General features: G+C 62.7%; 26 protein-coding genes. 12 read left to right on the top strand and 14 right to left on the bottom strand.

Annotation, left to right across the window (positions count from 1 at the left end; genetic code table 11):
• Positions 1-3: 3 nt before the first annotated feature.
• The 3 genes from flhB to ACYQ4Z_RS08715 all read right to left on the bottom strand — a co-directional run bounded on the left by flhB (position 4) and on the right by ACYQ4Z_RS08715 (position 2526).
• A complete protein-coding gene (flhB, locus tag ACYQ4Z_RS08725) occupies positions 4-1173 on the bottom strand; it encodes a flagellar biosynthesis protein FlhB (protein WP_119335596.1) in 1170 nt (389 codons plus the stop codon).
• 83 nt (positions 1174-1256) lie between these two features.
• On the bottom strand, positions 1257-1739 hold the full coding sequence (locus ACYQ4Z_RS08720) for a DUF192 domain-containing protein (protein WP_459860696.1): 483 nt from the start codon (positions 1737-1739) through the stop codon (positions 1257-1259).
• A 220-nt stretch (positions 1740-1959) separates the two neighbouring features.
• Complete coding sequence (locus ACYQ4Z_RS08715; RefSeq protein ID WP_459860694.1) at positions 1960-2526, bottom strand: pseudouridine synthase; 567 nt, start codon at positions 2524-2526, stop codon at positions 1960-1962.
• Positions 2527-2592: 66 nt separating this feature from the next.
• Here ACYQ4Z_RS08715 and ACYQ4Z_RS08710 point away from each other — a divergent pair, with 66 nt between their 5' ends.
• From ACYQ4Z_RS08710 to ACYQ4Z_RS08695, 4 genes are read left to right on the top strand one after another with little or no spacing between them, the layout of a single operon-like run.
• A complete protein-coding gene (locus ACYQ4Z_RS08710) occupies positions 2593-3003 on the top strand; it encodes a hypothetical protein (protein ID WP_119335598.1) in 411 nt (136 codons plus the stop codon).
• The gene (locus tag ACYQ4Z_RS08705; protein ID WP_219973127.1) at positions 3000-4199 is read left to right on the top strand and encodes an HD domain-containing protein; all 1200 of its coding nucleotides are present in this window, start codon (positions 3000-3002) and stop codon (positions 4197-4199) included. The genes ACYQ4Z_RS08710 and ACYQ4Z_RS08705 overlap by 4 nt, the downstream gene beginning before the upstream one ends.
• 41 nt (positions 4200-4240) lie before the next feature.
• Positions 4241-4468 (top strand): addiction module protein, encoded by a 228-nt coding sequence (locus ACYQ4Z_RS08700; protein ID WP_459860691.1) that lies wholly within the window; start codon positions 4241-4243, stop codon positions 4466-4468.
• On the top strand, positions 4465-4758 hold the full coding sequence (locus tag ACYQ4Z_RS08695) for a type II toxin-antitoxin system RelE/ParE family toxin (protein ID WP_219973123.1): 294 nt from the start codon (positions 4465-4467) through the stop codon (positions 4756-4758). The genes ACYQ4Z_RS08700 and ACYQ4Z_RS08695 overlap by 4 nt, the downstream gene beginning before the upstream one ends.
• 126 nt (positions 4759-4884) lie before the next feature.
• On the opposite strand, the gene ACYQ4Z_RS08690 is transcribed toward ACYQ4Z_RS08695, so the two are convergent.
• Together ACYQ4Z_RS08690 and ACYQ4Z_RS08685 are read right to left on the bottom strand one after the other, a co-directional pair.
• Positions 4885-6231 (bottom strand): acetate/propionate family kinase, encoded by a 1347-nt coding sequence (locus ACYQ4Z_RS08690; protein ID WP_459860689.1) that lies wholly within the window; start codon positions 6229-6231, stop codon positions 4885-4887.
• A 94-nt stretch (positions 6232-6325) separates the two neighbouring features.
• Positions 6326-7747 carry a bifunctional enoyl-CoA hydratase/phosphate acetyltransferase gene (locus tag ACYQ4Z_RS08685; protein WP_459860687.1) on the bottom strand — a complete coding sequence of 474 codons (1422 nt, stop codon included), beginning with the start codon at positions 7745-7747 and terminating at the stop codon, positions 6326-6328.
• Between the two features lie 124 nt (positions 7748-7871).
• Between ACYQ4Z_RS08685 and ACYQ4Z_RS08680 the strand changes: the two genes are divergently transcribed.
• The 3 genes from ACYQ4Z_RS08680 to ACYQ4Z_RS08670 are packed head-to-tail and all read left to right on the top strand — an operon-like array spanning position 7872 to position 11401.
• Positions 7872-9608, top strand: coding sequence for a proline--tRNA ligase (locus ACYQ4Z_RS08680; RefSeq protein ID WP_459860685.1), 1737 nt, complete (start codon positions 7872-7874; stop codon positions 9606-9608).
• The gene (locus tag ACYQ4Z_RS08675) at positions 9605-10207 is read left to right on the top strand and encodes a lytic transglycosylase domain-containing protein (RefSeq protein WP_219973114.1); all 603 of its coding nucleotides are present in this window, start codon (positions 9605-9607) and stop codon (positions 10205-10207) included. Before ACYQ4Z_RS08680 ends, ACYQ4Z_RS08675 begins: the two co-directional genes overlap by 4 nt.
• 15 nt (positions 10208-10222) lie before the next feature.
• The gene (locus tag ACYQ4Z_RS08670) at positions 10223-11401 is read left to right on the top strand and encodes an MFS transporter (RefSeq protein ID WP_459860683.1); all 1179 of its coding nucleotides are present in this window, start codon (positions 10223-10225) and stop codon (positions 11399-11401) included.
• A gap of 18 nt (positions 11402-11419) precedes the next feature.
• Here the strand turns inward: ACYQ4Z_RS08670 and ACYQ4Z_RS08665 are convergent, their stop codons facing one another.
• Genes ACYQ4Z_RS08665 through tldD form a run of 3 tightly spaced genes read right to left on the bottom strand, consistent with a single transcriptional unit; the run spans position 11420 to position 14823 of the window.
• A complete protein-coding gene (locus ACYQ4Z_RS08665; RefSeq protein WP_459860681.1) occupies positions 11420-12136 on the bottom strand; it encodes an SIMPL domain-containing protein in 717 nt (238 codons plus the stop codon).
• Positions 12133-13308, bottom strand: a complete 1176-nt coding sequence (gene ubiM / locus ACYQ4Z_RS08660; RefSeq protein ID WP_459860680.1) for a 5-demethoxyubiquinol-8 5-hydroxylase UbiM — start codon at positions 13306-13308, stop codon at positions 12133-12135. Before ubiM ends, ACYQ4Z_RS08665 begins: the two co-directional genes overlap by 4 nt.
• Before the next feature lie 24 nt (positions 13309-13332).
• A complete protein-coding gene (gene tldD / locus ACYQ4Z_RS08655; RefSeq protein ID WP_438438990.1) occupies positions 13333-14823 on the bottom strand; it encodes a metalloprotease TldD in 1491 nt (496 codons plus the stop codon).
• 29 nt (positions 14824-14852) lie between these two features.
• On the opposite strand from tldD, the gene ACYQ4Z_RS08650 reads away from it, so the two are divergent.
• Together ACYQ4Z_RS08650 and ACYQ4Z_RS08645 are read left to right on the top strand one after the other, a co-directional pair.
• On the top strand, positions 14853-15731 hold the full coding sequence (locus ACYQ4Z_RS08650; protein WP_459860677.1) for a class I SAM-dependent methyltransferase: 879 nt from the start codon (positions 14853-14855) through the stop codon (positions 15729-15731).
• Positions 15728-16375, top strand: coding sequence for a pyrimidine 5'-nucleotidase (locus ACYQ4Z_RS08645; protein WP_438438232.1), 648 nt, complete (start codon positions 15728-15730; stop codon positions 16373-16375). The genes ACYQ4Z_RS08650 and ACYQ4Z_RS08645 overlap by 4 nt, the downstream gene beginning before the upstream one ends.
• A gap of 84 nt (positions 16376-16459) precedes the next feature.
• Here the strand turns inward: ACYQ4Z_RS08645 and hemB are convergent, their stop codons facing one another.
• Positions 16460-17479, bottom strand: coding sequence for a porphobilinogen synthase (gene hemB / locus ACYQ4Z_RS08640; RefSeq protein ID WP_438438233.1), 1020 nt, complete (start codon positions 17477-17479; stop codon positions 16460-16462).
• Positions 17480-17597: 118 nt separating this feature from the next.
• Between hemB and ACYQ4Z_RS08635 the strand changes: the two genes are divergently transcribed.
• Positions 17598-19034 carry an FAD-binding oxidoreductase gene (locus ACYQ4Z_RS08635; RefSeq protein ID WP_459860675.1) on the top strand — a complete coding sequence of 479 codons (1437 nt, stop codon included), beginning with the start codon at positions 17598-17600 and terminating at the stop codon, positions 19032-19034.
• Positions 19035-19199: 165 nt separating this feature from the next.
• Here ACYQ4Z_RS08635 and yihA read toward each other — a convergent pair whose 3' ends face one another.
• Positions 19200-19859, bottom strand: a complete 660-nt coding sequence (yihA, locus tag ACYQ4Z_RS08630; RefSeq protein WP_459860674.1) for a ribosome biogenesis GTP-binding protein YihA/YsxC — start codon at positions 19857-19859, stop codon at positions 19200-19202.
• A 78-nt stretch (positions 19860-19937) separates the two neighbouring features.
• On the opposite strand from yihA, the gene ACYQ4Z_RS08625 reads away from it, so the two are divergent.
• Positions 19938-20552, top strand: coding sequence for a c-type cytochrome (locus ACYQ4Z_RS08625; RefSeq protein WP_438438235.1), 615 nt, complete (start codon positions 19938-19940; stop codon positions 20550-20552).
• A gap of 48 nt (positions 20553-20600) precedes the next feature.
• Here ACYQ4Z_RS08625 and ACYQ4Z_RS08620 read toward each other — a convergent pair whose 3' ends face one another.
• The gene (locus tag ACYQ4Z_RS08620) at positions 20601-21497 is read right to left on the bottom strand and encodes a ferritin-like domain-containing protein (RefSeq protein ID WP_459860673.1); all 897 of its coding nucleotides are present in this window, start codon (positions 21495-21497) and stop codon (positions 20601-20603) included.
• 142 nt (positions 21498-21639) lie between these two features.
• Here ACYQ4Z_RS08620 and moeA point away from each other — a divergent pair, with 142 nt between their 5' ends.
• Complete coding sequence (gene moeA / locus ACYQ4Z_RS08615) at positions 21640-22854, top strand: molybdopterin molybdotransferase MoeA (protein ID WP_459860672.1); 1215 nt, start codon at positions 21640-21642, stop codon at positions 22852-22854.
• A 15-nt stretch (positions 22855-22869) separates the two neighbouring features.
• Here moeA and ACYQ4Z_RS08610 read toward each other — a convergent pair whose 3' ends face one another.
• The 3 genes from ACYQ4Z_RS08610 to ACYQ4Z_RS08600 are packed head-to-tail and all read right to left on the bottom strand — an operon-like array spanning position 22870 to position 26259.
• A complete protein-coding gene (locus tag ACYQ4Z_RS08610) occupies positions 22870-23622 on the bottom strand; it encodes a hypothetical protein (RefSeq protein ID WP_459860671.1) in 753 nt (250 codons plus the stop codon).
• Positions 23619-25622: a BREX-3 system phosphatase PglZ gene (gene pglZ / locus ACYQ4Z_RS08605; RefSeq protein ID WP_459860670.1), complete on the bottom strand. Its 2004-nt coding sequence runs from the start codon at positions 25620-25622 to the stop codon at positions 23619-23621. The genes ACYQ4Z_RS08610 and pglZ overlap by 4 nt, the downstream gene beginning before the upstream one ends.
• Positions 25609-26259: a hypothetical protein gene (locus ACYQ4Z_RS08600; RefSeq protein ID WP_459860668.1), complete on the bottom strand. Its 651-nt coding sequence runs from the start codon at positions 26257-26259 to the stop codon at positions 25609-25611. The genes pglZ and ACYQ4Z_RS08600 overlap by 14 nt, the downstream gene beginning before the upstream one ends.
• Positions 26260-26283: the final 24 nt, after the last annotated feature.

The raw sequence follows: 26283 nt of genomic DNA, 5'->3' as shown, positions 1-26283 counted from the left end.
CACTTAGCTTCTCCTCACGAAGGCTTCGGTTGCTTCCTCAGGGGGTGGTACATAGAGCGGTTCGGGAATCTCCAGCTCTGGCGGCAATTCCGGTTTCGGGCCGCCACGCGCCATCCATTGGTCGAGCTGATAGACATACGCCAACACTTCCGCTACCGCAAGATAGAGCCCGGCGGGAATCGCTTCCCCCACTTCGGTATGGACATAGAGCGAACGCGCGAGCGCTGGCGCCTCGACACGCGGCACTGCATGCGCTTCGGCCAATTCGCGGATTTTGAGCGCGACCGCGCCGCGCCCCTTCGCGACGACCACCGGTGCCGCCATCTTCTGCGGTTCGTAGCGCAACGCTACCGCGAAATGGGTCGGGTTGGTCACCACGACGGTCGCTTTCGGCACCTCGGCCATCATCCGCCGCCGCGCCATTTCACGCTGCACCGCACGGATACGCCCTTTGACCTGCGGATCCCCTTCCAGCTCTTTGTGTTCGCGCTTGACCTCCTCTTTCGTCATCCGCAGGTTCTTGGTGTAACTCCACAGCTGATACGGCACGTCGGCTGCGGCGATCAGCGCGATCGCACCCACCAACCACAGCGCATCCCAACCGATCGCGTCGACGAATTGGGCCGCGGCGTGTTCGAGCGGCATGCGGATGAGCGCGAGTACCCGGTCGGTTTCCGAAGTGAGCGTCCACCAGGCCACTACGCCCACCAGTACCGTCTTCGCCACCGCTTTGGCGAGTTCCACCAGCCCATTGAGCGAAAAGACCCGTTTGATCCCCTGCATCGGATTCAAGCGGCTCCATTTCGGCGCGAGCAGTTTGGGTACGAACAGAAACCCGCCGACCGCGACGTGCCCCGCCACGGCAGCAACCAGCAGAAAGAGAAAGAGCGGCGTCAACGCGAGCAACGTCTCTTTGACCACGTACGGCAACAGCGCAAGGAGCGTCGTCACCTCGAACGCGCGCTCGGTTCCGAACGACCACACGGCCTGGACCAAACGAGCGATGCGCTCCCCCATCCAGCTGCCGGTGACCATCAGCACCGAAACGCCTACCAGCAACACCAAGAAAGAGGCCAGTTCCCGCGACTGGGGAATTTGCCCCTCTTCCCGCGCCTGCTCGATCCTTCGCGCAGACGGCTGTTCGGTCTTTTCGAGGTCGCTCTCTTCGGCCATCGCGCCGCTCACCTGCTTCGACAGGCTCCATTATCACGGCGCCGCGCGTGTCGCATCACGGAGAAAACGAGGCAAAAAAGCGGCTATTTGTCGACCGCGTCGAGCCCGTGGATGCGCATACCGACGACGATACCCCGTTCCCGAAACCAGCCGCCGGGCATTTCGAGCGCCCAGCGTACCGGTTGTGCGGCGCAGTGGGTCGTCAGCGTATGGGGCGCCATCTCGGCGATATTGACGATGCGGCCAGCATCGTCGAGAAACGCCACCGCGAGCGGCAACGGGGTGTTTTTCATCCACATGCAGTGGCGGTCAGGAAACGGAAAGCGAAAGAGCATCCCGTGATTGGGCGGCAGTACTGTGCGAAACATCAACCCCTGTTCCCGTGCGCGTTGCGTCGCTGCCAATTCCGCAGTGATCTGATAGAGCCCAGCACGCAGCGTCACCAAGGGCAGAAGCGGCTCTGCGGCCACCGTACCGCGCCAGCCGCTCAACCAAACCAACACAGCACAACAGACTACCCATCCCGCGCGGCGCGCACGCGCTGCAAACCCCCAACCGAAAACCATCGCACCTCCTCGCGCCAACCTGCGCACCGTTTCATTCCAAGTTTATACTGCACGGCATGAACCCCACCGTCTCATCACCCCGAAACCGCCTTCGGGCTCGGTGGTACCGCATCCTTGAAAGTACTCAAAAGCGAATGCAAAGAAACACGCACGTGCCCGCACTGTGGCAAGCTCCTTACTGGGCGCACACCGCAGCAAGAGGTTTCGCCACCGCAATGACTCACAACCGTGAGCCGACCGCACCCCGCTTCACAATGCGCCATTCGCCCGGCTGAAGCCGCAAGTTGCGCAGATCGTAAGGGCCGATTGCAATGCGGACGAGCCTGAGCGTCGGAAACCCCACCGCTGCGGTCATCCGCCGCACCTGGCGGTTACGCCCCTCGCGGAGCGTCAGTGCGATCCAACTCGTCGGCACGCTTTTGCGAAACCGCACCGGCGGCACACGCGGCCACAGATCCGGCGGCACGATTCGCACCGCGTGCGCGGGCAGGGTCACCCCATCCTTGAGGCGAACGCCGTGACGCAGTTGCGCGAGCGCCGCGTCACTCACCTCCCCTTCGACCTGGACCCAATAGGTCTTCGGCCATTTGAAGCGGGGGTCGCTGATCCGCGCCTGCCACGAGCCGTAATCGGTGAGCAGCAAAAGCCCCTCGCTCTCTTTGTCGAGCCGCCCGGCTGGATAGACGTTGGGAACGGGCACGTACGCCCGCAATGTCGCTTCCGGCGGTTCTCCGGAAAATTGGCTGAGGACCCCGTACGGTTTGTTGACCGCAATCAAAATCGGCACGATTTTTTTTGGCAACCAAGAAAGACGCGCAGTAGAATAACAAGAAACGACAATGGAATCCACGCGATGACGCCCCCAACCTCCCCCTGGCTTCGCCGCTTGCCCGGCAGCCGCAAAGCCCCCGCCGGTTTGGAATGGAAGCTATTCAAACGCCTGCCGCGCTGGTTTGCTGGAGGATTGCTGGCGTGTGCATTGCCACCACTCATCGCGCGGTGGTGGTATGCCGATCTGGGACCGGCCGCGGAAAAATACCTCAACACAGTGGATATCCTCACGCTCGCAGCACTGGTGCTCCACGTCATCATCGTCTTCACGGTGGGGTTCGGCTGCTTGGTGGTAATCATCATGAAAGGGCACGGCTATGTTGCCGATGGCATCGAGGTACCGTCGAGCCGCGAAGACGACCTTGCCGACTTGCGCGCACGCGAAGCGTTGAAACGGGACACCATCCTCCACAAACCACAAAACGGACGATGATCCCGGCCGAGTTCGTCACGCTGCTCTTTTCCGCAGCCAGCATCGAGCGCTGGAACGACCATCCACGCCCGATGCCTTTCACGGAGCTCGACAAGCAAGCGCACAAAGCGATCATCGCGTGGGTTTTGGCGCGCGCCGAGGAAGATGCGGGCAAATCGATCGACTGGGAAGCGCTCATCGGCGGCACCATCGCCGAGTGCCTCCACCGCATCGTCCTCACCGACCTGAAGCCGCCGATCTTTCACCGTTTGATGGCGGAAAAGGGGCAAGCGCTTACCGAATGGGCGCTCGAACGGCTGGCGCCCGCCGTCACCCCGGTCGCTGACGGCGCGCTCTTTACGGCGATTCGCACCCACCTCACCGCACCAGCGCCCACCCTCGAGCGCCGTATTCTCAAAGCGGCGCACTACTTAGCTACGCAGTGGGAGTTTCGCCTCATCTACCACACCGCCCCCTTCCTCTACGGCATCGAACAGACGAAAGCCGCGATCGAAGGGGAGATCGAAGCGCACTACGACCTCATCGGCGTACAAAAAATCGCGCTGGGAAAACGCCTCTTCGGTTTCGTCGACCTGGTCGGGCAGTTGCGTTTCCAACAGCGCTGGGCGCAGACGCCGCGGCTACCGAAAACCTCAGTGCTCGGGCATCTGCTGTTCGTCGCGATTTTGAGCTACTGCGGCGCACGGGAGCTGGGCGCAAAAAGCACGCAGCGCCGCTCTAACGCCTTTTACGGCGCGCTCTTTCACGATTTGCCGGAGGTGCTCACCCGCGATGTGATTTCGCCGATCAAACGCGAAGCGCCAGGCGTGGAAGCCCTTCTCAAAGCGGAAGAACGGCGGTTGATGGCCGAAGTGCTCCTGCCGCTCCTACCCGAAAACTGGCATGCGCAACTGCGCGCTTATACGGAAACGGAGTTCGCCTGCCGGGTACGCGAAGACGGGCAATGGCGTATCCTGGCGGATGAAACGGTCCCGGAAGCGCTCGACCGTGATGCCTGCGACCCGATCGACGGCCCGCTCATCAAAGCGATGGACGAACTCGCGGCACTCACCGAGGCGGCGCAATCGCTTGCGCATGGCGTTCGGGCACCGGCGCTGGTGGAAGCGAACCGCCGCCTGCCCGAAAAGTACCACGGCAAACGGCTGGGGGCGCTCGATCTCGGCGCGCTTTTTGCAGCGCTGCGGATCGAAGGGTAGCGAAGGGAGAGTGAATCGCTGAAAATCATCGGATTGGAGGAATGACTATGACTGCCGCCACCGAACAGATTGCCGAAATCGCTAAGAGACTGCCCCCCAGCGAACGCGCCCGGCTGGTGGATGAACTGCTTGCCAGTCTGGATCAGCCAAACCAGACGTTGGATGAATTGTGGCGGCAAGAATGCCAAGCCCGTCTCAAAGCCCTGGAAAAAGGGGAGATGCCGTGGGAGGACTTCGACCAGGTGCTGACTGACCTACGCCAATCGTGAAAACCTACCTTGCTGCCGCGGCCCGCCAGGAACTGGAGGAAGCCTTTGCCTTCTACGAGCAGGAGCAACCCGGTCTGGGACGCCGGTTTCTCGATGAAGTGCAAGCCTGTCGTGACCTGATCAAACGTCTTCCAGAAGCTTGGCATCCGCTTGGAAATGGTCTGCGTCGCTGCCGATTACGGCATTTTCCGTATGGGCTGATATACCGAGTCCAGGGTGTGCGCCTGGAAATCATCGCCGTCGCTCACCTACACCGAGCACCGGAATATTGGTGTGATCGCGCTAAGTAAGTCATCCCATGCGCCCTAAATCCCTCATCATCAACACCCCTTACGACCGTCCCACCCGCAACTGGCAGCAAGCCCAGAACGGCACGCTGACCCTTGTGTAAGACCGCAGAACACGGTGCGTGGGTACTATTTCTTGCTTCCTTCGTTTCGCCCAAACCCCACTTCCCACGCCGCATTGGCCATCACCGCCTCTTCGTTGGTCGCCACCACCGCCACCGCGACGCGGCTTGCTGCCGCTTCGATGCGTCGATAGCCATCAGGTAGCCTTCCCACCGCCGCTGCATTCGCTGCGTCGTCGATCACCACGCCAAGCCACGCGGCGTATTGGGCGATGCGGGCACGCACGGGCGCTGCGTGTTCGCCGATCCCGCCGGTAAACACCAGCGCATCCAACCCTTGCAGCGCGGCAGCCAGCGACCCCAACTCCCGCGCCACCCGGTAACAGAAAAGTTCGACCGCTTCGCGCGCTTTCGGGTCGTCGCTTGCCAGGAGCGTGCGCATGTCGGAACTGAGTTCGGAAACGCCGAGCAACCCGGATTCGCTGTAGAGGATGTGTTCGATCGCGCTCGCGTCACGTTTTTCGTGTTGCAACAAATAAAGCACAACCCCCGCATCGATCGTCCCGCAGCGGGTACCCATCATCAAACCATCGAGCGCGGTGAACCCCATCGTCGAAGCGACGCTCTTGCCCCTGTAAAGCGCGCACATCGACGCACCGTTGCCCAGGTGGGCCACCACCACACGCCCCGCCGCGCGCTCCGGTCCCAGAACTTCCGGCAAGCGCCCGGCCACATAGGCGTAAGAGAGACCATGGAATCCGTAGCGTCGCACCCCCGCCTCCCAGTAACGGCGCGGCAAGGGCATCATCTGCGCCTGCCACGGCTGCGAGCGATGAAACGCGGTGTCGAAACAGGCCACCTGGAGCCAATCAGGGTGGCGGGCGCGCAACAACCGGATCGGCCGCAGATTGTGTGACTGATGAAGCGGCGCCAGCGGAATCAACGCTTGGAGTTGCGTCAAGACCCCATCGTCGATCGCCACCGGCGCAGCGAACTCGTGCCCGCCATGCACCACGCGATGCGCAACGGCCGCCACCGTCACCCCGGCCAAATGTGCTTCGATCCACGCCAACAGCGCCGTGAGCGCCGCGTCATGCTGTGCCTCCAGGTCGCCGTCGAGCGGTAACGCGATCCGTCCCTCGGCGGCTTGACTACCCGCTTGGGCGCGCACCGCGGCAGTGGCAGTTGGCTTGTTGCCCAGGGGGGCCGCGTTGGCTTCTTGCGCGCCTGCTTCGTTAGCGCACTGCCACTGCAACTGCGCCGCCCCTAGACCAATCCCGTCGATCTTTCCCCACCACTGCGCGGTAGATGCCACCCCGTTTTCGTCACACGGAAACAGGGCGAATTTGAGGCTGGAAGAGCCCGCGTTCAAACAGAGGATCGCCTGGGTGTGCGGTTGCGGTTCGATCATCATTTTTTCGTTCCTGGGTCGTTTCGTCCGAGAAACCCGCTGCGCCGTCTCCAGCGCGTCACGGAACCACTCGCGGCGGCCCTCATCGCCAGATCGGTCACGACGGCAACGCCATCCCTTGCGCTTTCGCCGCAACCAGAATCTGCGCAAGCGCACAGCTCGCCACCCGCGTTTCCGGGGTGTCGGCGCGGCTGGTGAGCACGATCGGCACCTTCGCCCCCAAAACGATTCCCGCCATCAGCGCATTCGCCAGATATTCGAGCTGCTTCGCCAGCATATTGCCTGCTTCCAAGTCGGGCACGACCAGAATGTCGGCATTGCCCGCAACCGCAGAGCGGATCCCTTTGACCTTTGCCGCGACGAGCGAAACCGCGTTATCGAACGCCAAGGGGCCATCCAGCAACCCTCCGGTGATCTGTCCGCGGTCGGCCATCTTGCAGAGCGCCGCCGCCTCGACCGTCGAGCGGATCTTCGGATTGACCGTTTCGACTGCGGAGAGGATCGCCACTTTCGGTTCGGTGATCCCGATCGCATGCGCCAGATCGATCGCATTCTGCACGATGTCGCGCTTCTCTTCGAGCGTCGGTTCGATGTTGATCGCCGCGTCGGTGATCATCAGCGGATGCGGGTAGGTGGGAACGTCGGCAAGGAACACATGGGAAATGCGACGGTCGGTCCGCAACCCCCGCTCTTTGTTCACCACTTCACTCATCAATTCGTCGGTGTGCAGCGACCCCTTCATCAACGCCGCGCACTCCCCTTTGCGGCAAAGCGCCACCGCCACTTCGGCAGACGCGTGCGAATGGGGCGTGTCTATCAGCGTAACGCCGTCGAGCGACACCTCCAGTTGCTCGGCCAACGCGGTGATGCGTGCTCGCGGCCCCACGAGCACCGGGTCGATCACCCCCGCCTCCTTCGCCTCCAACGCCCCCAAAAGCGCATATTCGCTGCACGGGTGCGCCACCGCCATCCGCACCGGAGGCAATCCGCGCATCAGTGCCATCAGGTGCTGGTAGCGGAGTTCCTTATCAGAGATCGTCACTTCCGGCAGAGCGACCCGCGGCCGCCGAATCTTCTCCGTGGGCGCGACCACCTCCGCGGTGCCATCGATCACCAGCAACCCCTCCTGGTTGGTCGCCGTGCAATCGAAGAGCACGTGATGGTTGTGGGCGAACTTTTCCCGTACCGTCACCCGCGCGGTGAGCGTATCCCCGATCACGATCGGACGGTGGAAACGCAAGTCTTGCCGCACATAGACGGTGCCGGGCCCAGGGTATTCCGTCCCCAAGATCGCGGAAAAGAGCGCCCCACCCCACATCGAATGGCCGACGATTTCGCGAAACTGACCCGATCGGGCGAATTCCGGGTCGACGTGGGTCGGGTTGAGGTCTCCCGAAAGCACCGCGAAAAGGTGGATGTCCTCGGGGCGCAGCGTCCGGGTGATCTTTGCCCCCTCACCCACGGTGATCTCTTCGAAGGTCTTGTTCTCGATCCACACCACCGGATGCGCGTTCATCATGATCGGTTCCTTTTTGCTGCACCGCATCAATGTACCCTTTTTCCCGCTTTCCTGCAACCGAAGCGGCAAACTGGCGTGCTAAACTCGCCCATGATGACAAACCATGACTACGGTGTGTTGCTCTATGAAAGCGCGTCAATTCTTTATCGCAACGCTCAAGCAAGATCCGTCGGATGCCGAAATCGTCAGCCAAAAGCTGATGATCCGCGCCGGTTTCATCAAAAAGGTCGCAGCGGGTATCTACACTTGGACCCCGTTGGGACTCAGGAGCCTGCGCAAAGTCGAAGCGATCGTGCGCGAAGAGATGAACCGCGCCGGGGCGCTCGAACTCCTCATGCCCGCCGTGCAACCCGCGGAGCTGTGGCAAGAGTCGGGACGATGGACCTTCTACGGTCCGGAGTTGCTGCGCTTCAAAGACCGGCATGAGCGCGATTTCGTGATCGGCCCCACACATGAAGAGGTGATCACCGATTTCGCCCGCCGCGAAATCAAAAGCTACAAGCAGCTCCCCAAACACTTCTATCAGATCCAGACCAAATTCCGCGACGAAATCCGCCCCCGTTTCGGCGTGATGCGCGCCCGCGAATTCATCATGAAAGACGGTTACTCGTTCCACGCCTCGTTTGCCGACCTGGAGCGGGAATACCGCAATATGTACGATACGTACACCCGAATCTTCACCCGGCTGGGACTGGAATTCCGCGCCGTCGCCGCAGACACCGGCTCGATCGGCGGCACCGGTTCGCACGAATTCCACGTGATCGCCGAAACCGGGGAAGACACGATCGCGTACTGCCCCACCTCCGATTACGCCGCAAACGTCGAACTGGCCGAAGCGCTTGCTCCGCAAGGTGACCGTCCTGAGCCCACCGCCCCCTTGACCGAAGTGGCCACGCCGGGGGTGAAGACGATCGCCGATCTGGTCGCGTTTCTTGAGATCCCCATCGAACAGACGGTCAAAGCGGTGGTCGTGGAAAGCGAAGGCGGCGAACCCGTGCTGCTCCTGTTGCGCGGCGACCACGAACTCAACGAAATCAAAGCGCAAAAACTGCCGGGAATCAAGAATCCGCTCACCTTCGCCAGCGAAGCCGCGATTCGCGCCGCATTCGGCGCTGGCCCCGGCTCACTCGGCCCCGTCGGATTCAACGGGCGGATCATCGCCGACCGAACCGTCGCGAAAATGGCCGATTTCGTCACCGGGGCGAACCGTGATGGCTTCCACTACACCGGCGTCAATATCGGTCGCGACTTTCCCGAACCCGAAGTGGCCGATTTGCGGAACGTCGTCGCCGGCGACCCCTCCCCGGATGGCAAAGGGGTACTCGCGCTGTGCAAAGGGATCGAGGTGGGCCATATCTTCCAGCTGCGCACCAAATACTCCGAAGCGATGCAGTGTACGTTTCTCGACGAAACCGGTGCGGAACGCCCGATGGAGATGGGCTGTTACGGCATTGGCGTGACCCGCATCCTGGGCGCCGCGATCGAACAGAACCACGACGCGCGGGGCATCATCTGGCCAGAGCCGATCGCACCGTTCGAAGCCGTGGTCTGTCCGATCGGTGCGACCAAATCGCCTGCAGTCGCCGAAGCAGCAGAGCGGATCTACCGCGCGCTCAGCGACGCGGGCATCGACGTGATCCTGGACGACCGCAACGAACGCCCGGGGGCGATGTTCGCCGACTGGGAATTGATTGGTGTGCCGTGGCGACTGGTCGTGAGCGAACGCGGTCTGAGCGCGGGGACCGTGGAAATCCGCCACCGCCGGGCCGCGGACAATATGGTGCTTCCGGAAGCCGAGGCGCTCGCTCAGGTGATCGCCGCGATCCGCAATGCGAAGACGGGGGATACGCACGCAACATGATCCGCGGCGCGAAGCGCACCGGCACGTTCCTGCTCCTCTTTGCGCTCCTTAGTGCGCCCCCTACCCTCCAGGCGGGCGCACAGCGCTACGAACCGCTTGCCGACGCGGTGCGCGCCGCGCTCGCTACCGCGACCCAAGCCGACGCGCCACCGCCCATCGCCACCCTTGCGGCGACTTTTCCCGAAAGCGCCCAATGGGTTGCCAAGCAGCAATCGCGGGTTGCACGCTATCTTCCGGACCCCATTGAACGTGACGAACTCCTCTACACCGTCTGGTACGAAGCGGCGCGCGCGGGGCTTCCCCCCGATCTGGTGCTCGCAGTGATCCACGTCGAAAGCCGCTTTCGTAAATATGCCGTCTCCACGGCTGGAGCGCACGGCTACATGCAAGTGATGCCTTTTTGGGTCGATCTCATCGGCACCCCGGAACACAACCTTTTTCACCTGCGCACCAACCTCCGGTACGGAACCGTAATCCTGCGCCACTACCTTGATATCGAACAGGGCGATCTGGTGCGTGCGTTGGGCCGCTACAACGGGAGCCTGGGGGACCCAACCTACCCCAATTTGGTCTTTGCCGCGCTGAACCACTATCGCTAACCGAAAGACGTAACGATGGCCATTGCTTCGCTCCCCCGCAGCGTCGTCGCGTTGGGGTTCGTCTCGCTGCTCATGGACCTCTCTTCCGAGATGATCCATAGCCTTCTACCGCTCTTCCTAGTTACTATCCTTGGCGCCTCGCCGGTTGCGATAGGGATCATCGAAGGCATAGCGGAAGCGACCGCCGCCATGGTCAAAATTTTCTCGGGGACGCTCTCCGACCGTTTCCAGCGTCGCAAACCGCTGATTTTGCTCGGATACGGCCTCGCTGCCGTGAGCAAACCGCTCTTTCCACTCGCCAACAGCGTCGAAACGGTGCTGACTGCCCGCTTTCTCGATCGCATCGGTAAAGGGATACGCGGCGCCCCGCGTGACGCTCTCATCGCCGACGTCACCCCCGAAACCCAACGGGGTGCGGCGTACGGCCTGCGTCAAGCGATGGACACCATCGGGGCCTTTCTGGGGCCTCTTGCGGCAACGCTCCTGATGGCAACCACAGGCGACAACTTCCCTCTAGTCTTTTGGGTCGCGACCTTGCCCGCATTTTTAGCCATCGTCTTTATCCTCTTTGCCGTGACCGAACCGCCACGCAGCACGCAGACTCACCCAAGCCGCACGCCGATCACCCTTGCGGCAGCTCGCGAACTCCCGCTCCGTTTCTGGTCGATTTTGGCTTTGGCGGCGATCCTTGCGCTCGCCCGCTTTTCCGAGGCGTTTCTCCTTCTGCGCGCCGAAAACTTGGGTCTGGCTGCCACGTGGACACCGCTGGTGCTGATCGCGATGAACCTCGTCTATGCCGTGAGCGCTTATCCTTTCGGCAAAGGATTCGATAGCGGGCAGCGTCGGGCCCTTCTGCTCTGGGGCATTGGCTTCTTGATTGTCGCCGATCTTCTCCTTGCGCTCGCCGACCACTTTTGGTTCGTCTACGTTGGCGCGATGTTCTGGGGCTTACACATGGGCGCCACGCAAGGCCTCCTCTCCGCCTGGGTTGCCGAAAACGCGCCGCACCACCTGCGCGGCACGGCTTTTGGTCTGTTCAACCTGATCAGCGGCGTGGCCCTCCTCGGTGCCAGTACACTCGCCGGAGGGCTTTGGTCTGGAATCGGCCCCAAGGCAACGTTTCTCAGTGGGGCAGCCTTCGCAACCATTGCCGCGATCGGCCTGATCGCGAGCCGAGCGTGGCAAAACCGTTGACGAGACGCCAAAAGCCGACTACTGCGATTGCGGCAGCAATTCCACTTCCCCGCGAACCCGTACCGTCAGGGTTTCCAACTCGCCCGTGATCGGAACCGGCGCGGCTTCGCGTGCGGCCAGAAACGCAACGCCTTGCGGCACGCCCGGCTGCGCGGTCGGATAATCGAGGTCGATGCGAACGAGCCGATAGCCCGAAAAACCCAACGTTTGCGTCACCTGCTCGGCTCGATGCCGGAACGCATGCAATGCTTGTGCCACCAACGTATCGAGCGTTTTTCGCCGTTGCGCTTCCGAAACGGTTCCGGTAAGCGCTACCAACAGCAATCCCTCTTGTTGAAGCGCCCCCACCAAACGCCCCAGCGCTGAATTGTCGTCGCTCACCAACCGAAGCTGCTGCTGCACCACCCACCTCCGAAGGGCGCCTTCCTGGTCCCGCAGCGCTTCGGTATGGTAGCCGGTCGTGTACGCTTCGATGCCCGGAACCCGGTTTGCCCGCTTCAACGCCGCATCGATCTGGCGATTCACCCGATCGGCGAGCTCGGCGGGGTCTTGCCCTTCTGCCTGCGCGCGCAAAAGCGCCACCGTGCGATCGTGCGCTACCTCGGCCGAAACTGCTTCGGCAAACGCCACCCGATGCAGCTGTTCCGTTTCGGCAAAGATGGGTTGCGCAAACAGCAGCGACGCCGCTAGGAGCACGCTACCCGTCGCATGGCGCAGAGCGTTTCGCTTCATCATTGTGCCACCACCTGTTTCAACACCGCCTGCTGGAAAGGACGGAACCACGCCGCTGCGGTGAGTGCCGCGCGCCGCGCCACACGTGCGGGAAACGCATCGCGGGTATAGAGCGTAGCCACCAGATTGGTCGCTTGGTAGAGCGGCCAGGTGGCGCGGCGGTGCGTTCGTTCATAGGTCAAGAGATGGCGCTGCGCATGCAGCGGCGCGCCCGCGGCCAGCGCCGAGGTAAGCGCTTCGGTGAGCCGCACCGCGCTCGCCAGCCCGAAATTGAATCCGTGGGCCGTGACCGGGTGCATTCCCACCGCGGCGTCGCCGATCAACGCCACCCGCCGCGCCACGAAATCGTGCGCATAGACCGCAACGAGCGGGTAAGCGAAGCGTTCGCTCACCACCGTCATCCGCCCCAACCGTCCGTCGAAGCGACGCGTGAGCTCTTCTGCCAACGCGGCATCCGAAAGCGCCATGAGCCGCGCGATCTCCGCGTGCGCCATCGTGACCACGATCCCGCTCACGTTGTGGTTGAGCGGCAACAGCGCCAATGTCTGGCCACCGTAGCCGAACCACTCCCATGCCACGTGCCCGTGCGGCGCGTCGTGCGTCATGCGTACGAGCATCATCGTCCGCTGGAAGTCGAGTCGGCTGGCACCGATCCCCACCTGCGCCCGCACCCGCGAAAACCGGGTATCGGCGGCAACGAGCAACGACGCTCGGAACGTCCTGCCCTCTTCCAGCGTGAGCGACACCTCGCGGTCACCCCGCACCACCGACGCGACCCGCGCCCCAGTGATCAGCGTCGCAGCACCGCGCTCGGTCACCGTCTCGTACAACGCGCGACGGATCCAGTGGTTAGGAACCAACAGACCGATCGCATCGGTTCCCGCGTCGGCTGCGCGAAAACGCAACGCCAGGAGCGACGGGCCGTCGAAGACCTGCGCATCTTTGAGCGGCGACACCTCCGCTTCCGGAATATGCGACCAGACCCCCAAGCGTTCGAGCGTGGCGCGCGACGCGTGGGTGAGCGCGATCTCTCGGCCATCCGGTGCGGGATCAGCGAGCTGCGCTTCCGGTTGCTGATCGAAAAGCGCAACGCGCAATCCCAATGGTACCGCCGCCAACGCAAACGCCAATCCTGCTGGACCAGCGCCCACCACCGCAATGTCGTACTGGTTCATCGCATGCTCCTTCGTGCTTCGCCTTTACGCACCTCCGGTCCCACCCACGGTGATCCGCTCGATCCGAAGCGTCGGCTGCCCCACCCCTACGGGGACGCTCTGCCCCTCTTTACCGCAGGTGCCAATTCCCGGGTCCAACGCCCAGTCGTTCGCGATCATCGTCACCTGCCGCATCACTTCCGGCCCATCTCCGATCAGCGTCGCTCCCTTCACCGGATATTGGATCTTGCCGTTCTCCACCCAGTACGCTTCGCTCATCTCGAAGACGAACTTGCCGGAGGTGATATCGACCTGCCCGCCGCCAAACTGCACCGCGTAAATGCCGCGATCGAGGCTTGCCACCACCTCTTCCGGCGCGTATGGGCCGGGGCGCAGGTAGGTATTGGTCATGCGCGGTAGCGTCAAATGGGCGTAGGATTCGCGCCGGCCGTTGCCAGTAGGACGCATCTCCATCAAACGCGCGTTCAGCCGGTCGTGGAGGTACCCGACGAGCACCCCATCTTCGATCAACACCGTCTCGCCGGTGGGAGTGCCTTCGTCATCGACGGTGAGCGAGCCGCGCCGTTCGGGCATCGCCCCGTTGTCCACCACCGTCACCCCTTTCGCCGCCACCTGTTCGCCCAGCCGTCCGCTATAGGCGGAAACCCCTTTGCGGTTGAAATCGCCTTCGAGTCCGTGACCCACCGCTTCGTGCAACAACACTCCCGGCCAGCCCGCAGCGAGCACTACGGTCATCTCGCCTGCTGGCGCCGGGCGCGCTTCGAGGTTCACCTGCGCCTGGCGCACCGCCTGTTCGGCCAAGCGGTCGAGCACCGCTTCGTCGAACCGCTCCAAGCCATAACGCCCGCCGATCCCGGCGGACCCCACTTCACGCCGTCCGTTGTCGTGCGCGATCACGGTGAGCGACAAGCGCACGAGCGGCCGAATGTCGTACGCAAGCGTCCCATCGAGCCGCGCAACGATCACCGCTTCCCACACCGCAACGAGATGCGCCATCACCTGATCGAGTCTCGATTCCAACGCCCGTGCTTTGGCTTCCAAGCGCTGCAACAGCGCCACTTTGTCGGTAGCGGCCAAGGTGTGAACCGGATCGACCGCCGGGTATTGCGGCGTAACGGCCGCTACCCGCGCAAGCGGCACCGCAGTGACACCCGCCTGCCCCTGCGCGGCAATCGCCCGGACGGTTCGCGCCGCGTCACGCACTGCGTCCGGCTCAAGGACATCGGTGTAGGCGAGCGCCTGTTTTTCGCCATGGATCGCCCGGGCGCCGACCCCTGCGTCGATCGAAAAGCTTCCCGCTTTGACGATCCCCTCTTCCAGTGACCACGACTCCGCATGGCGATATTGAAAATAGAGGTCGGCATCATCGACCGCGTGGCTGGCGATCTCCTGCAATACCCGCGAAACGGCGTGCGCGTCCCACCCCAGTGGCGCCCACAGATGGCGCTCGGCCAGATTCCAACGCTCGATGTTCGTGTTCTCTTGACTCACTGCGCAATTCCCCTTTGCCGACATTGCCCCCACAAGGGTGCTATCATTTTTCCATGACTGCTCATTCTAACAACGCAACGACCCATCCCGCGCTCTCCGCCCTTCGCCCCCCGGCATGGCTTGGCGCAGAGGCGGGCGAACGCTTCGTCGAGCGGCTGGAGTATCTACGCCATACGCCCGCGCGCATCGTCTGGGTAGGAGAAGGCACCGCATGGGCCGATTCGCTCGCCACGCGCTACCCCAACGCCGCGTGCTGTGGCTATCGGCCCGACGAAACCCCCGCCGGTAGCGCCCCGCTTTCCCCCTCAGACGCGGCTTGCGATGACTCGTTCCTTGCACGACTGAAAAAACGGTTCGCAAAAGACAAGCGGAAAAGCGCCACCGTCTCTTTTCGCACTGCCGACCCGTTGCACCTGCCCGAAGAACCGGGCGGGATCGACCTTTTTTTCAGCAACTTGTTGCTCTACCGCGCCGCTGACCCCACACAACTTCTGGCCGCATGGCAACCCCTACTCGCCGAGGATGCACCGCTTTTTTTCGCGACGTTGGGTCCCGACACCCTGAAAGAACTCAAAGCGGCATTGGCTTGCGACTCAGCTCCGCGATGGCCACCGTTTTTGGACATGCACGACCTGGGGGACATCCTGGTACGGTTGCGCTACGCCGAACCGGTGATGGACATGCAAATGCTCACGGTGCGTTACGAACGTCCCGAAACGCTCCGCACCGATTGGGGCCCGTGGCTGGGGCTTGACGCAGCTGAGCGCCTCAACGCGATCCCTTTTCCGTTTACCTTGACCGTGGAGCTCGTCTTCGGGCACGCATGGCGCGTCACCCGTCTAGCGCAACCGCAGCAAGACCCCCGGGCGCCGCGCCCCATCGTCTGGCAACCTCGCCCTGGCAAACCCCAGGAACCTACGACACCGCAATGACCACGCCGATCTGGATTTTCGACCTCGACAACACGCTGCACCACGCCAGCGCCGCGATCTTTCCTCACCTCAACCGCCAGATGACCGCCTATTTGATGCGCCACCTGGCGCTCGACGAAACGGAAGCGAACGCGCTTCGGGTGCGCTATTGGCGCGCCTACGGCGCGACGCTCGTCGGGCTGATTCGCCACCACCGCATCAACCCGCGCCATTTCCTGCGCGAAACCCACCGCTTCGACAATCTGGCCGCGCACATTCACGCCCCGAAGCGGCTGGCGGCGACGCTGGCGAAATTGCCCGGCGCCAGAGTCCTTTTCACCAACGGACCCCGCGAATACGCGCGCGCCATTGTCGAACACCTGGGGATTCACCGCCACTTCGTTCGCCTCTTCGCGATCGAAGATCTCGATTACAACCCCAAACCGCGCCGCCGCGCCTATGCTACGGTACTCCATGCGATGAAAGTCGCGCCTTCGCGCTGCATCCTCATCGAAGACAGCGCCGAAAATCTCGCACCGGCGAAGCAACTGGGCATGACCACCGTTTGGGTCACCCGCGCGCGCGGCTTACCGCCCTACGTCGACTGGAAGATCGCTACCGTCACCGACCTTCCGAAAGTGCTGGGGCGGTGGGGCGCTCGGTGACCACACCCCTGACCGTTCCTCCGCCTCTAGGCCGCCCCTGCCGGTGCGACGAGAACAGCGAGCACTGCCAGCCGTAACTCCTACTCAAGCCCCTTCCCGAAGCCACTCGGCCACTTCCAGCGCAAAGTAGGTGAGTACCGCGTCGGCGCCTGCCCGCTTGAACCCCAAGAGCGCTTCGAGCACACACGCACGGCGCTCCAACCACCCGTTCTGCGCTGCCGCGGCCAGCATCGCGTATTCGCCGCTCACCTGGTAGGCCATCGTCGGCACACCGAAGGTCTCTTTCACCCGCCGCACGATATCGAGGTAGGGCATACCAGGTTTGACCATCACCATGTCGGCCCCCTCTGCGAGGTCGAGCGCCACTTCGCGCAGCGCCTCGTCCGAATTCGCGGGGTCCATTTGGTAGGTATATTTGTTTCCTTTGCCCAGATTCGCCGCCGAACCCACCGCGTCACGGAATGGGCCGTAGAAGCTGGACGCGTATTTCGCCGCGTAGGAAAGGATCCGCACCTGGCTATGCCCAGCAGCGTCGAGCGCTTGCCGGATCGCACCGATGCGCCCGTCCATCATGTCCGAAGGCGCCACCACGTCGACCCCCGCTGCGGCATGGCAAAGCGCCTGTTTGGTGAGCGCCGCAACCGTCTCGTCGTTCAACACGTAGCCGGTGGGATCGTCTCGTGCGATCAAGCCGTCCTGCCCATGCGCCGTGTACGGATCAAGCGCCACGTCGGTGATCACCCCAAGCTCCGGCACCGCGCGCTTGAGCGCCGCGACCACCCGCGGCACCAACCCGTCGGGGTTCCATGCTTCTTCGGCGCCCCAACTCTTCTTTTCCGGCGGCACCACTGGAAAGAGCGCGATCGCGGGAATGCCCAGCTTCGCCGCTTTCTCCGCCAACGGCAACAAACGGTCGAGCGTCACCCGCTCCACCCCAGGCATCGACGCCACCGGTTCGCTGCGCCCCTGCCCTTCCAACACGAAAACGGGCCAGATCAGATCATCGACGGTGAGCGTGTGCTCACGCATCAAGCGGCGCGAAAACGCGTCGCGCCGCATCCGCCGCATCCGCACCGCGGGAAACGCCCCCATGGGAACAACCATCGCGTTACTCCTCAAGACATGCCTCAACGGGTCGATTATAGACCTCAGCGCTGCTTCCTTTCGTACGCCTGCCCACCGCGCTATCATCGGGTAGGTCGAATACCGAGGAGCCCTGACCATGCCCAAGGAAGCAGCTCACGCACTCCGCACACCCCTGGCCGCCCGGAAGGAAACGCCGCCCGCACCACTCCCGGAACCGTTCGTGGCCGAACTTCGCGCGCTCTTAGGCGATCGGTTCACGCAAAACCCGGCGGTTTGCGCACAACACGGCCACGACGAATCGCACTTTCCCGACGCCCCGCCGCAAGCAGTCGCATTCGTCACTTCGGCAGCCGAAGTGCAAGCGCTCGTGCGCGCGGCCGCCCAGCATCGCGTCCCCCTCATCCCCTTCGCCGCCGGCAGCTCGCTCGAAGGGCACGTCTTGGCTCCGTTGGGGGGCGTTGCGGTCGACTTTACCCAGATGAACCGCATCCTGGCCATCGAACCGGAAAACATGCTCGCCACTGTCGAACCGGGTGTCACCCGCACCCAACTCAACGCCGCGCTCAAAGAGACCGGGCTCTTCTTCCCGATCGACCCCGGCGCCGACGCGACGATCGGGGGCATGACCGCCACCCGCGCTTCCGGCACCAACGCAGTGCGCTACGGCACCATGCGGGAGAACGTCCTGGCGATCGACGCGGTACTGGCCAACGGCGAACCGATCCACACCGGCACCAAGGCGCGCAAATCGAGCGCGGGTTACGATCTCACCCGCCTGCTGGTCGGCTCCGAAGGGACACTCGCTCTCTTTACCGCGATCACCGTGCGCCTCCACCCGTTACCGGAGGCAGTCGCCGCCGCGGTCTGCCCTTTCCCGACGATCGGCGCTGCAGTACATACCGTGATCGCCGCGATCCAAATGGGCGTTCCCCTGGCGCGCGTCGAACTCCTCGACGAACGCGCAGTAGCCGCAATCAACCGCTACAGCCATACCGAATACCCCGAAACGCCCACCCTCTTCTTCGAATTCCACGGTTCGGAAAGCGCCGTGGCCGAACAGATCGCGCTCGTCAAAACGCTCGCCGAAGAGGCAAACGGCGGACCGTTCCTCTGGGCGAACCGCCCGGAAGAGCGAACACGGCTGTGGGCCGCGCGGCACAAAGCTTATTTCGCCTGCCTGGCGTTGCGCCCCGGTTGCCGCGGCATCACCACCGACGTCTGCGTCCCCATCGCCCGCCTAGCCGAAGCGGTGGAAGCGGCGCGCCGCCTCATCGACGCCTCTGGCTTCATCGCCCCGATCCTGGGGCACGTGGGCGATGGAAACTTCCACACCCTGATCCTCGTCAACCCCGACGACCCCGACGAAATCGCCCGTGCCGAAGCACTCAACGAAGCGATCGTCACTGCCGCGCTCGCGCTCGAGGGCACGTGCACCGGCGAACACGGGATCGGGTTGGGTAAGAAGGCGTTTCTCCGCCAAGAAGCGGGCGAAACCGCCGTTGCAGCCATGCGCGCAGTCAAGCAAGCGCTCGACCCGCTCGGGATTCTCAACCCAGGGAAAATTTTCGAGTAAAATAGTCGGGAACTTTCTGCTGACCGGCTGTGTCTTAAGGATCACAGCGTGGCAACAGCAGCCATGGTTTTCATCCTCCCTCCTCCTCCCGCCCTCCTCCCTGAGCGGGATTGAACGCCCGGACGAACCCGTCTGGGCGTCTTTTTTTATCGCCGTGCGTTCGCGTCAGCGCCCCCCGTTTTCGGTAGATGCCACCACAGCCAGAGTATGCTGCTGCGCCGCTGCGAACCAGTTACCGACCACCGTTTCCACTTCCGCCACCCCCGTGCGCTGCAACGCCGAAAAGAGCTGCGCGGAAACCTGCCACCCGCGGGGTGCCAGCGCGCGCCGAACCTCGGCAAGCGTGGCTGCCGCTTTGCCGCGCGAAAGCTTGTCCGCTTTACTGAGCAAAACATGAACCGGCAACCCGCGCGGCGCGAACCACTCGAGCAACTGCCAGTCGAGCGGCGTCAGCGGGTGGCGGGCATCCATCACGTGCACGAGGCCGATCAGCGCGTCCCGGTTCATCAGATAGTGTTCGATCAAACCCACCCACTGCCGGCGCACTGCTTCCGGCACCTTCGCGTAGCCAAAACCGGGCAGATCGACCAGATAGCACCCCGCAGGCGTGCGAAAAATGTTGAGCAATTGCGTCCGCCCAGGCGTCCGCGAGACGTACGCCAGCCGTTTGTGGCCCGTCAATGTGTTGATCGCACTCGATTTCCCCGCGTTCGAGCGCCCGACGAACGCCACTTCCGGTCCCGCCGCAGGCGGCAAACCCGTCGGTTTCGCGATCGAGGTCACGAACGCCGTACCACGAAAAAAACCGTCATTGTTGAGATGCATCAAACGCTTGCACTTCCGCGAAAATTGTCACTTCTGTTAGAATAGCAGTTTTGAGTTGCTTCGTCTTGGGGAACCGTCATGAAACCACTCGTAGTCGCTAGCTCGCTGCTTCTCGTCGCTGGCGCCGCGCACGCTGTCGAGCCGGCCCGTGTGCAGGAGATCGTCACCACCATTTGCGCCGCGTGCCATGGCACCGACGGCAACAGCGCTGTTGCCGAATACCCGAAACTGGCCGGACAACACGCCGAATACCTCTACAAGCAGTTGGTGGAATTCAAGAGTTGGAACGGGGAACCCCCCAAGCGTGAAAACGCGATCATGAACGGCATGGTCGCCACCCTCACCAAAGAAGAGATGAAAGCGGTCGCGGAATATTTCAGCCAACAAAAACCGGCGGAAAACGCGGCGCAGAACCCGGCCACATTGGCGCTGGGGCAAAAGATCTGGCGCGCCGGAATCGCCAGCAAAGGGGTCCCGGCGTGCGCCGCGTGCCACGGCCCGTCGGGTAGCGGGATCCCGGTCAGCTTCCCCATGTTGAAAGGGCAGCACGCACAATACACCGTCGCGCAGCTCAAAGCGTTCCGCGAACAGCAGCGCGCCAACGACCCCGAAGCGATGATGCGCATGGCCGTCAATGCCATGACCGACAGCGAAATGGCAGCCGTTGCGGACTACATCGCCGGCCTGCGCTGAGAACTGTCTGACCGGTCGCGTGAACAGGCCATCTACCCCCGGTCGAGCCTAACTGCTCGGCCGGGAAGTTTTTCTCTTTTGCTTGTCACGTTTTGCCCGGAGCGCAAGCAACCTTTCGACCTCCGCGCGAGAAAACCCCGCCTGTTCCCGCGCCGCCCAATTGACCGGCGGATGGGGTAACGGCGCACGAAACCGTTCGACCAACGCCTGATAGGTCTCCTCCGGCGGCAAACTCCGTTCGGCACACAACCAGCGAAACCAGCGATCCCCTGCCGCCACGTGGCCGACTTCGTCGCGCAAAATCACATCGAGCACCGCCAGCGACGCCGTGTCGCCAATTTGCCGCAACTTCTCCTGAATCACCGGTGTCGCGTCCAACCCGCGCGCCTCCAATACCCGCGGCACCAACGCCATACGCGCCAGCGGATCGTCCATCGTCTTCACCGCCATCTCCCACAACCCATTATGGGCAGGGAAATCGCCATAGAAAAACCCCAACGCTTCGAGCCGCGCGCACACCAAACCGAAGTGGTACGCCTCCTCCGCCGCGATCCGAAGCCAATCGGCGTGAAACGCCGTCGGCATCGCGGCAAAACGCCACACACAATCGAGCGCCAGATCGATCGCGTTGAACTCGATGTGCGCCACCGCGTGCAGCAGCGCCGCATGCCCTTCGCGCGTACCCACCTTGCGCTTCGGCATCGCCGCGGGCGGCAACAAGACTGGCCGCTCAGGGCGCCCTGGCTGCAGCAGTGGCGGCGGCAACGGCCGTTCCGGTTCGACGCGAAACGCGCCTGACTGCCACGCCTGCCACAACTCCTGCGCGCCCGCGCACTTCGCCGCCGGTTCGGCGGTCAACAGCACCCGAAACGCCGCCTCATGCACCGAACGCCCAGAACGCTCCGACTGTTCCCCTTGTGCAGAATGCGCCACATTCACTGGCATCGTTTCCCTCATGGGCGCTCCCAAACCCAACGGCCCGATTATGCCGCACAACCCGCGCCGCCCGCGTTACAATCCCAAAAACAGCGTACCGCAGACCACGCCACAGCGCGCACCTTCACAATCCGAAGAGAGGAGAACCCCGATGCTTTCGGTTGCCGACGCCCAAACCGCGATCCGTGCCGCACTCCAACCTGTGATGGCGTGGGAACTCGTCCCACTGCCCCAAGCGCTGAACCGCATCCTTGCCGAACCGATCCTTGCGCCGTTCAACGTCCCAGCCCACGACAACGCCGCCATGGACGGTTACGCGGTACGCGCCGCGGACCTTGCCCCCGATCGACCCACCACGCTCACCGTGATCGGGAGCGCCTTTGCCGGGCACCCCTTCACTGGTGCGCTCACCGCCGGCACCGCAGTCCGGATCATGACCAGCGCCGAAATCCCCAACGGGGCGGACACCATCGTCCCGCAAGAACTCTGTACCGCCCACGACAGCGCCACCGTCACCATCCCCCCCGGGCAAAAAGCCGGGCAACACCTGCGCCGCGCGGGCGAAGACCTTGCCGCCGGCAGCGTCGCGCTACCCGTGGGCCGCCGCCTGGGCGTTGCCGAACTCGGGCTCATCGGGTCGCTCGGCATCGGGTCGGTGCGCGTTTATCGCCGGCTGCGCTGCGTCGTCCTCTCCACCGGCGACGAAATCGCCACGATCGGCGAACCGCTCGCCCCGGGACAGATCTACGACAGCAACCGCCATACGCTCACCGCCGCGCTCACACGCCTGGGGTGCGACGTGCTCGACTTCGGCATCGTGCGCGACGACCCCCAACAACTGCGCGTGCGCTTCACCGACGCAGCGGAAAACGCCGACGTGGTCCTCACATCCGGCGGCGTCTCGGTGGGCGAAGCCGACTTCATCCGCCAACTCATGAGCGAACTCGGCGCCGTCCACTTCTGGCAACTGGCGATCAAACCCGGGCGACCGCTCGCGTTCGGCCGCATCAAAAACGCCTGGCTCTTTGGGCTGCCGGGCAACCCCGTCGCCTCGCTGGTGGCCTTCGCCGCGTTCGCCCGTGACGCGCTGCGCTACCTGCAAGGAGAAGACCCGGTGACGCCCGCGGAACCGATCCCGGTCACCCTGGCACACCCGATCCGCAAAAAACCGGGACGGCAAGAGTACCTGCGCGGCACACTCGCGCGCGAAAACGGCACATTGGTAGCGCGCGTAGCCGGTGCCCAAGGTTCGGGCATCCTCAGCTCGATGACCCGCGCGAGCGGCTTCATCATCCTTCCCGAAGAGGCCGGTGACCTACCGGAAGGGGCAACGGTGGCGTTCCTGCCGTTTGCGGTGGTGTTTTGACGAACAAGAAAAAGGCTATTCGCGCAACAAGATCAACGCCTCGTCTAGGCCATGACGGAAAGAGTGCAACCGGCTGGAACAGTCGGCAAGATGGGCTGCAGAAACGGAAGCGAATGAAAACGGGAAAAAACTCGGTGACCCCAGTACCACAGACAACGCCTGCCCTTTCATCGCTTGCGCTCGAAGATAGGCCTCGGTCAACCACGCGATCAGTGCTGTTTGATCGACCGCAACCGTGGACGCAGGGCGATACAGGCCCTGCTCATCGGACTCCACAAGCACGCCCCAATCCACGAAACTGCGCAGAAGCCGTTGTGCCGCACGAGAAACCGTTTCTCGCTCTCCATATTGCTCGCGCAATCGGCGTTGTACCTGGCTGGCTGCGGCCGTGCCCTGGAGTCTGAGCAGTCGCCCCGCATGGGCCGCTACCGCACCCCAGAACGGATAAACTGCCATCGTCATGCCCCAGTGAACGGCAACACGGCACTCGCGCGGCAGTTGGACGAGAAAATTGAGTCCCTCTCGTTGCAACGGACGAAGTTCGTGCGGCGGGCGGACCCAAATTCTCATCAAGATCGTCACCGTCTTGTCTAACGATCCACGGGCAGCGGTATGCGCAGACTGAAATGCGCTCTGAAGCTCGGCAATGAGCGCTGTCTTCACCGCTGGCGTTTCCATCCCGGCAAGAACCAAAGCGGCGGCGTACTCTAGCCATTTCAGGCGCACGATCCGATCAAGCCCGATCTGGCTCTGTCGCTGCGGCTTCATCGCGTTGGTCTCTCGATTTGGACAAAAGGCACGATCAGCTCCTCAACGCTGATGCCGCCGTGCCCCACTAAAGTTTCGCCTTCGCGCACAAAGGCGCCTCGAGACGGTGCAATCAGCGCCAAATAGTCTTCTGGCAAACCGATCGGTGTCCATTCCAACGACTCCGGAAATCGCTCCTTGATTTGCGCCCGCAACCTGGAATCCGGATAGACTCGCACGCGCTCGCCGCGTAGATCCGCAACCGCCCCTTCGGCAGGCTGTCCCACCCCTTGCGCCTCGATGTTGCCGTGGTCCGAAGCGAGGTAAACCTGGAAGCCTTGGGTATGAAGCAGGGAGAGAAGGTCCCGTAGAAATCCCTGCCTGGCCCATTGCCGAACCTGGTTGTGCATGCCCGCTGCACCCAGCGCCATGCCGTGCATGATCCGGTCGACCTTGTCGATGACCAGTCCGACGACACGTAGCCTGGGCCGGCTCAGTAGCTCGGAGACCTCGTCCAGGTCCCCATCGCCCAGCCCCTTGGCGTAGGCCACCTCGTGCTGCGTCAGCCCCTGATCGACCCAGAACTGCGCCCACAGAGCTGGTTCTTTGTCTGTGGTATGGATACTCGCCGGGAAAAAGATCGGCGGTTTGCCGGCAAAAGCAGCCTGCCGCGAAACCGAGGTGACGGTGGGGATCCAAGCGAAAACGGCGTTCTCACGGAACCGCAGAGACGAATCCTGCTCGCTGAGTACCTCACGCAAGACGATCCATTGGTCTAGCGCAAGGCCGTCAACCAGCAGAAAAGCGATTTTCGAGCGCCGGTCGTCTCCGAAACTTCGGGCGAGCAACCGCGGGATGTGATGCAGCATCACCGGTGGTGCGGGCGGAAGGTTGATCAGGCTCGCATAGCGCTTCATCACCCAACCGGTGAACGCGGAATCGATCCGGGATCTCAAAGCCTGAAAGCGCTCCCGGTACTCTTCCGGCAGGGGGGTGTCCGGATCCTGCGCCAACGCGACGAGTTCCGCCCAACGGTAAGCAAACTGCAGCCACTCCCCATGACGCACCTCCACCGTGGGGATCGTCTTTTCGATGGCATCCAGCAGCCCCTCCATGCGGCGGCGACGGTTCTCCACGGGGGAGACTTTGATGCCGTAAGCCACCCAGGTCTTGGCGAGCGCTTGCGATTGCTCGTAAGGAATCGGCTGGAGCAGGCCCTCGAGGAAAAGGTTGTCGATGTAAATGCGGACATCGTGGTGGTCGAAAGGCAAAAGCGTCGGTCCTGAGAACTCGAAGCCGTAGTCCGCCGCGTCCTCGTGGACGGCATCGCCCTTCGGCTTAGCGAGCGAATCCAGGAATACCGGCCAGCGCTCCTGCAGGAACGCAAAGAATGCTTGCGCGTCCGGAATGATGGCTTCCAGAGGCCAATCCTTGAACAAGCCGTTTTGACGAAGCAACTCGATCAAGCGTTCGTCGAGAATGGCCGGAATTCTTTGTCCGCGGTAATGGCGGCGCAGCAAGACCCGGAGCAGGTCCTTAGGCTCTTTGATGAGTTCGGGCGCGATCTCGAACACATGATGCAGGATGAAGTCTTTCGTCGCGTTGTCGCCGAGCTGCCCCGGCGCGTGCCTCAATTGCGCATCGAACAAGGCGTCGAGATCGGCCCGGTCGAGCGCCGCGACCACGGGATAGCTGAGATTCGGAAAGAGATCGCTTAAGGAGAACGAGAGCTTGCGGCCCGCCTGCAGCAGGTCGTAGGGCAAGGCATCGAGATCGTGTGAGGCAGATCGCAGCACCACCACCAGATCGGTTTCCTCGCCACGGTCCCAGCGGGAGCGGAACCTGGTCTCAAAGGCGTAGCGAAAAGCGATAGGATCCTCGAACGGGATCAGCTCAAAACCCCGTTCTCGGATCCCTTCGAGGACACCTTCTTCAAGGAGCAGGCCGTCCGGATCCGCGACCAGGGTAAGCAGGGACACTCCAGGTGAAAACTCCTTGAGTATCACCTCACGCCAGCTCATTCTCGGTCAGCTCCACTCCGTACTGCTTGAGTAGGTTCCGGACATATGTTGGAAACTGTCTCGGTGAACACACCGTCATGCGAGCCAGCGTACCTCTTGTGGCTTGTACTTTGTCCATCTCGTCGAAACCCGACCATAGAAGGATGGCGTCCTCGGCGGAGGCACAGAGCAGCTCGGAAATCTTCTTATACTTAGGCAACAGATCACCGAAATTATTTGTCGTTTTCGCTTCGACCCAGATCAGCCTGTTCGCTATAGACAAGACGAGGTCAAGATCGAACTGATCGCCGTTGGGAAGTTCCACATGGACTCCACAAAACGGGGAAAGAGGGGTCGCTGCCATGATCTCAATCTCCCGGACGACGCTGAGCGCGAAGAGTTCAAGCCACTGACCGGTAAAAAAGTTGATTGCTACCGGAGATCTGGGAGAATCGCAAAAGAGCTGATACTTTGGCGATTTTAGGTATTTGTAGTTAGGAAGAAGGCCCGCCTTATTTGCTAGAGTGGCAACGTTGGTTATGTCGGAGATTGTTTGCTGAGGTTCCTTTTGGAGGTTCAGGTAGATGCCTTGACCGGACGCCTGCGCTTGTTTGACCTTCTGTAATAGCGGGCGAATCGTGTCGTATTTCTTAGCCATGATGGCGGCCAGCGTAAGAAGTCC

This window comes from Hydrogenophilus hirschii (assembly GCF_054656675.1).
This window is presented reverse-complemented; position numbering and strand designations above follow the sequence as displayed.

Excerpts from the sequence above, each read along its gene's own strand:
- ACYQ4Z_RS08670 (WP_459860683.1), top strand. The coding sequence starts at position 10,223 with ATGGCCATTGCTTCGCTCCCCCGCAGCGTCGTCGCGTTGGGGTTCGTC.
- ACYQ4Z_RS08710 (WP_119335598.1), top strand. The coding sequence starts at position 2,593 with ATGACGCCCCCAACCTCCCCCTGGCTTCGCCGCTTGCCCGGCAGCCGC.
- tldD (WP_438438990.1), bottom strand. The coding sequence starts at position 14,823 with ATGTCGGCAAAGGGGAATTGCGCAGTGAGTCAAGAGAACACGAACATC.
- hemB (WP_438438233.1), bottom strand. The coding sequence starts at position 17,479 with ATGGTTGTTCCCATGGGGGCGTTTCCCGCGGTGCGGATGCGGCGGATG.
- ACYQ4Z_RS08625 (WP_438438235.1), top strand. The coding sequence starts at position 19,938 with ATGAAACCACTCGTAGTCGCTAGCTCGCTGCTTCTCGTCGCTGGCGCC.
- pglZ (WP_459860670.1), bottom strand. The coding sequence starts at position 25,622 with ATGAGCTGGCGTGAGGTGATACTCAAGGAGTTTTCACCTGGAGTGTCC.
- ACYQ4Z_RS08680 (WP_459860685.1), top strand. The coding sequence starts at position 7,872 with ATGAAAGCGCGTCAATTCTTTATCGCAACGCTCAAGCAAGATCCGTCG.
- ACYQ4Z_RS08685 (WP_459860687.1), bottom strand. The coding sequence starts at position 7,747 with ATGATGAACGCGCATCCGGTGGTGTGGATCGAGAACAAGACCTTCGAA.
- ACYQ4Z_RS08620 (WP_459860673.1), bottom strand. The coding sequence starts at position 21,497 with ATGCCAGTGAATGTGGCGCATTCTGCACAAGGGGAACAGTCGGAGCGT.
- ACYQ4Z_RS08705 (WP_219973127.1), top strand. The coding sequence starts at position 3,000 with ATGATCCCGGCCGAGTTCGTCACGCTGCTCTTTTCCGCAGCCAGCATC.
- ACYQ4Z_RS08720 (WP_459860696.1), bottom strand. The coding sequence starts at position 1,739 with ATGGTTTTCGGTTGGGGGTTTGCAGCGCGTGCGCGCCGCGCGGGATGG.
- moeA (WP_459860672.1), top strand. The coding sequence starts at position 21,640 with ATGCTTTCGGTTGCCGACGCCCAAACCGCGATCCGTGCCGCACTCCAA.
- ACYQ4Z_RS08600 (WP_459860668.1), bottom strand. The coding sequence starts at position 26,259 with ATGGCTAAGAAATACGACACGATTCGCCCGCTATTACAGAAGGTCAAA.
- ACYQ4Z_RS08610 (WP_459860671.1), bottom strand. The coding sequence starts at position 23,622 with ATGAAGCCGCAGCGACAGAGCCAGATCGGGCTTGATCGGATCGTGCGC.
- ACYQ4Z_RS08645 (WP_438438232.1), top strand. The coding sequence starts at position 15,728 with ATGACCACGCCGATCTGGATTTTCGACCTCGACAACACGCTGCACCAC.
- yihA (WP_459860674.1), bottom strand. The coding sequence starts at position 19,859 with ATGCATCTCAACAATGACGGTTTTTTTCGTGGTACGGCGTTCGTGACC.
- ACYQ4Z_RS08690 (WP_459860689.1), bottom strand. The coding sequence starts at position 6,231 with ATGATGATCGAACCGCAACCGCACACCCAGGCGATCCTCTGTTTGAAC.
- ACYQ4Z_RS08650 (WP_459860677.1), top strand. The coding sequence starts at position 14,853 with ATGACTGCTCATTCTAACAACGCAACGACCCATCCCGCGCTCTCCGCC.
- ACYQ4Z_RS08700 (WP_459860691.1), top strand. The coding sequence starts at position 4,241 with ATGACTATGACTGCCGCCACCGAACAGATTGCCGAAATCGCTAAGAGA.
- ACYQ4Z_RS08635 (WP_459860675.1), top strand. The coding sequence starts at position 17,598 with ATGCCCAAGGAAGCAGCTCACGCACTCCGCACACCCCTGGCCGCCCGG.
- flhB (WP_119335596.1), bottom strand. The coding sequence starts at position 1,173 with ATGGCCGAAGAGAGCGACCTCGAAAAGACCGAACAGCCGTCTGCGCGA.
- ACYQ4Z_RS08675 (WP_219973114.1), top strand. The coding sequence starts at position 9,605 with ATGATCCGCGGCGCGAAGCGCACCGGCACGTTCCTGCTCCTCTTTGCG.
- ACYQ4Z_RS08665 (WP_459860681.1), bottom strand. The coding sequence starts at position 12,136 with ATGATGAAGCGAAACGCTCTGCGCCATGCGACGGGTAGCGTGCTCCTA.
- ubiM (WP_459860680.1), bottom strand. The coding sequence starts at position 13,308 with ATGAACCAGTACGACATTGCGGTGGTGGGCGCTGGTCCAGCAGGATTG.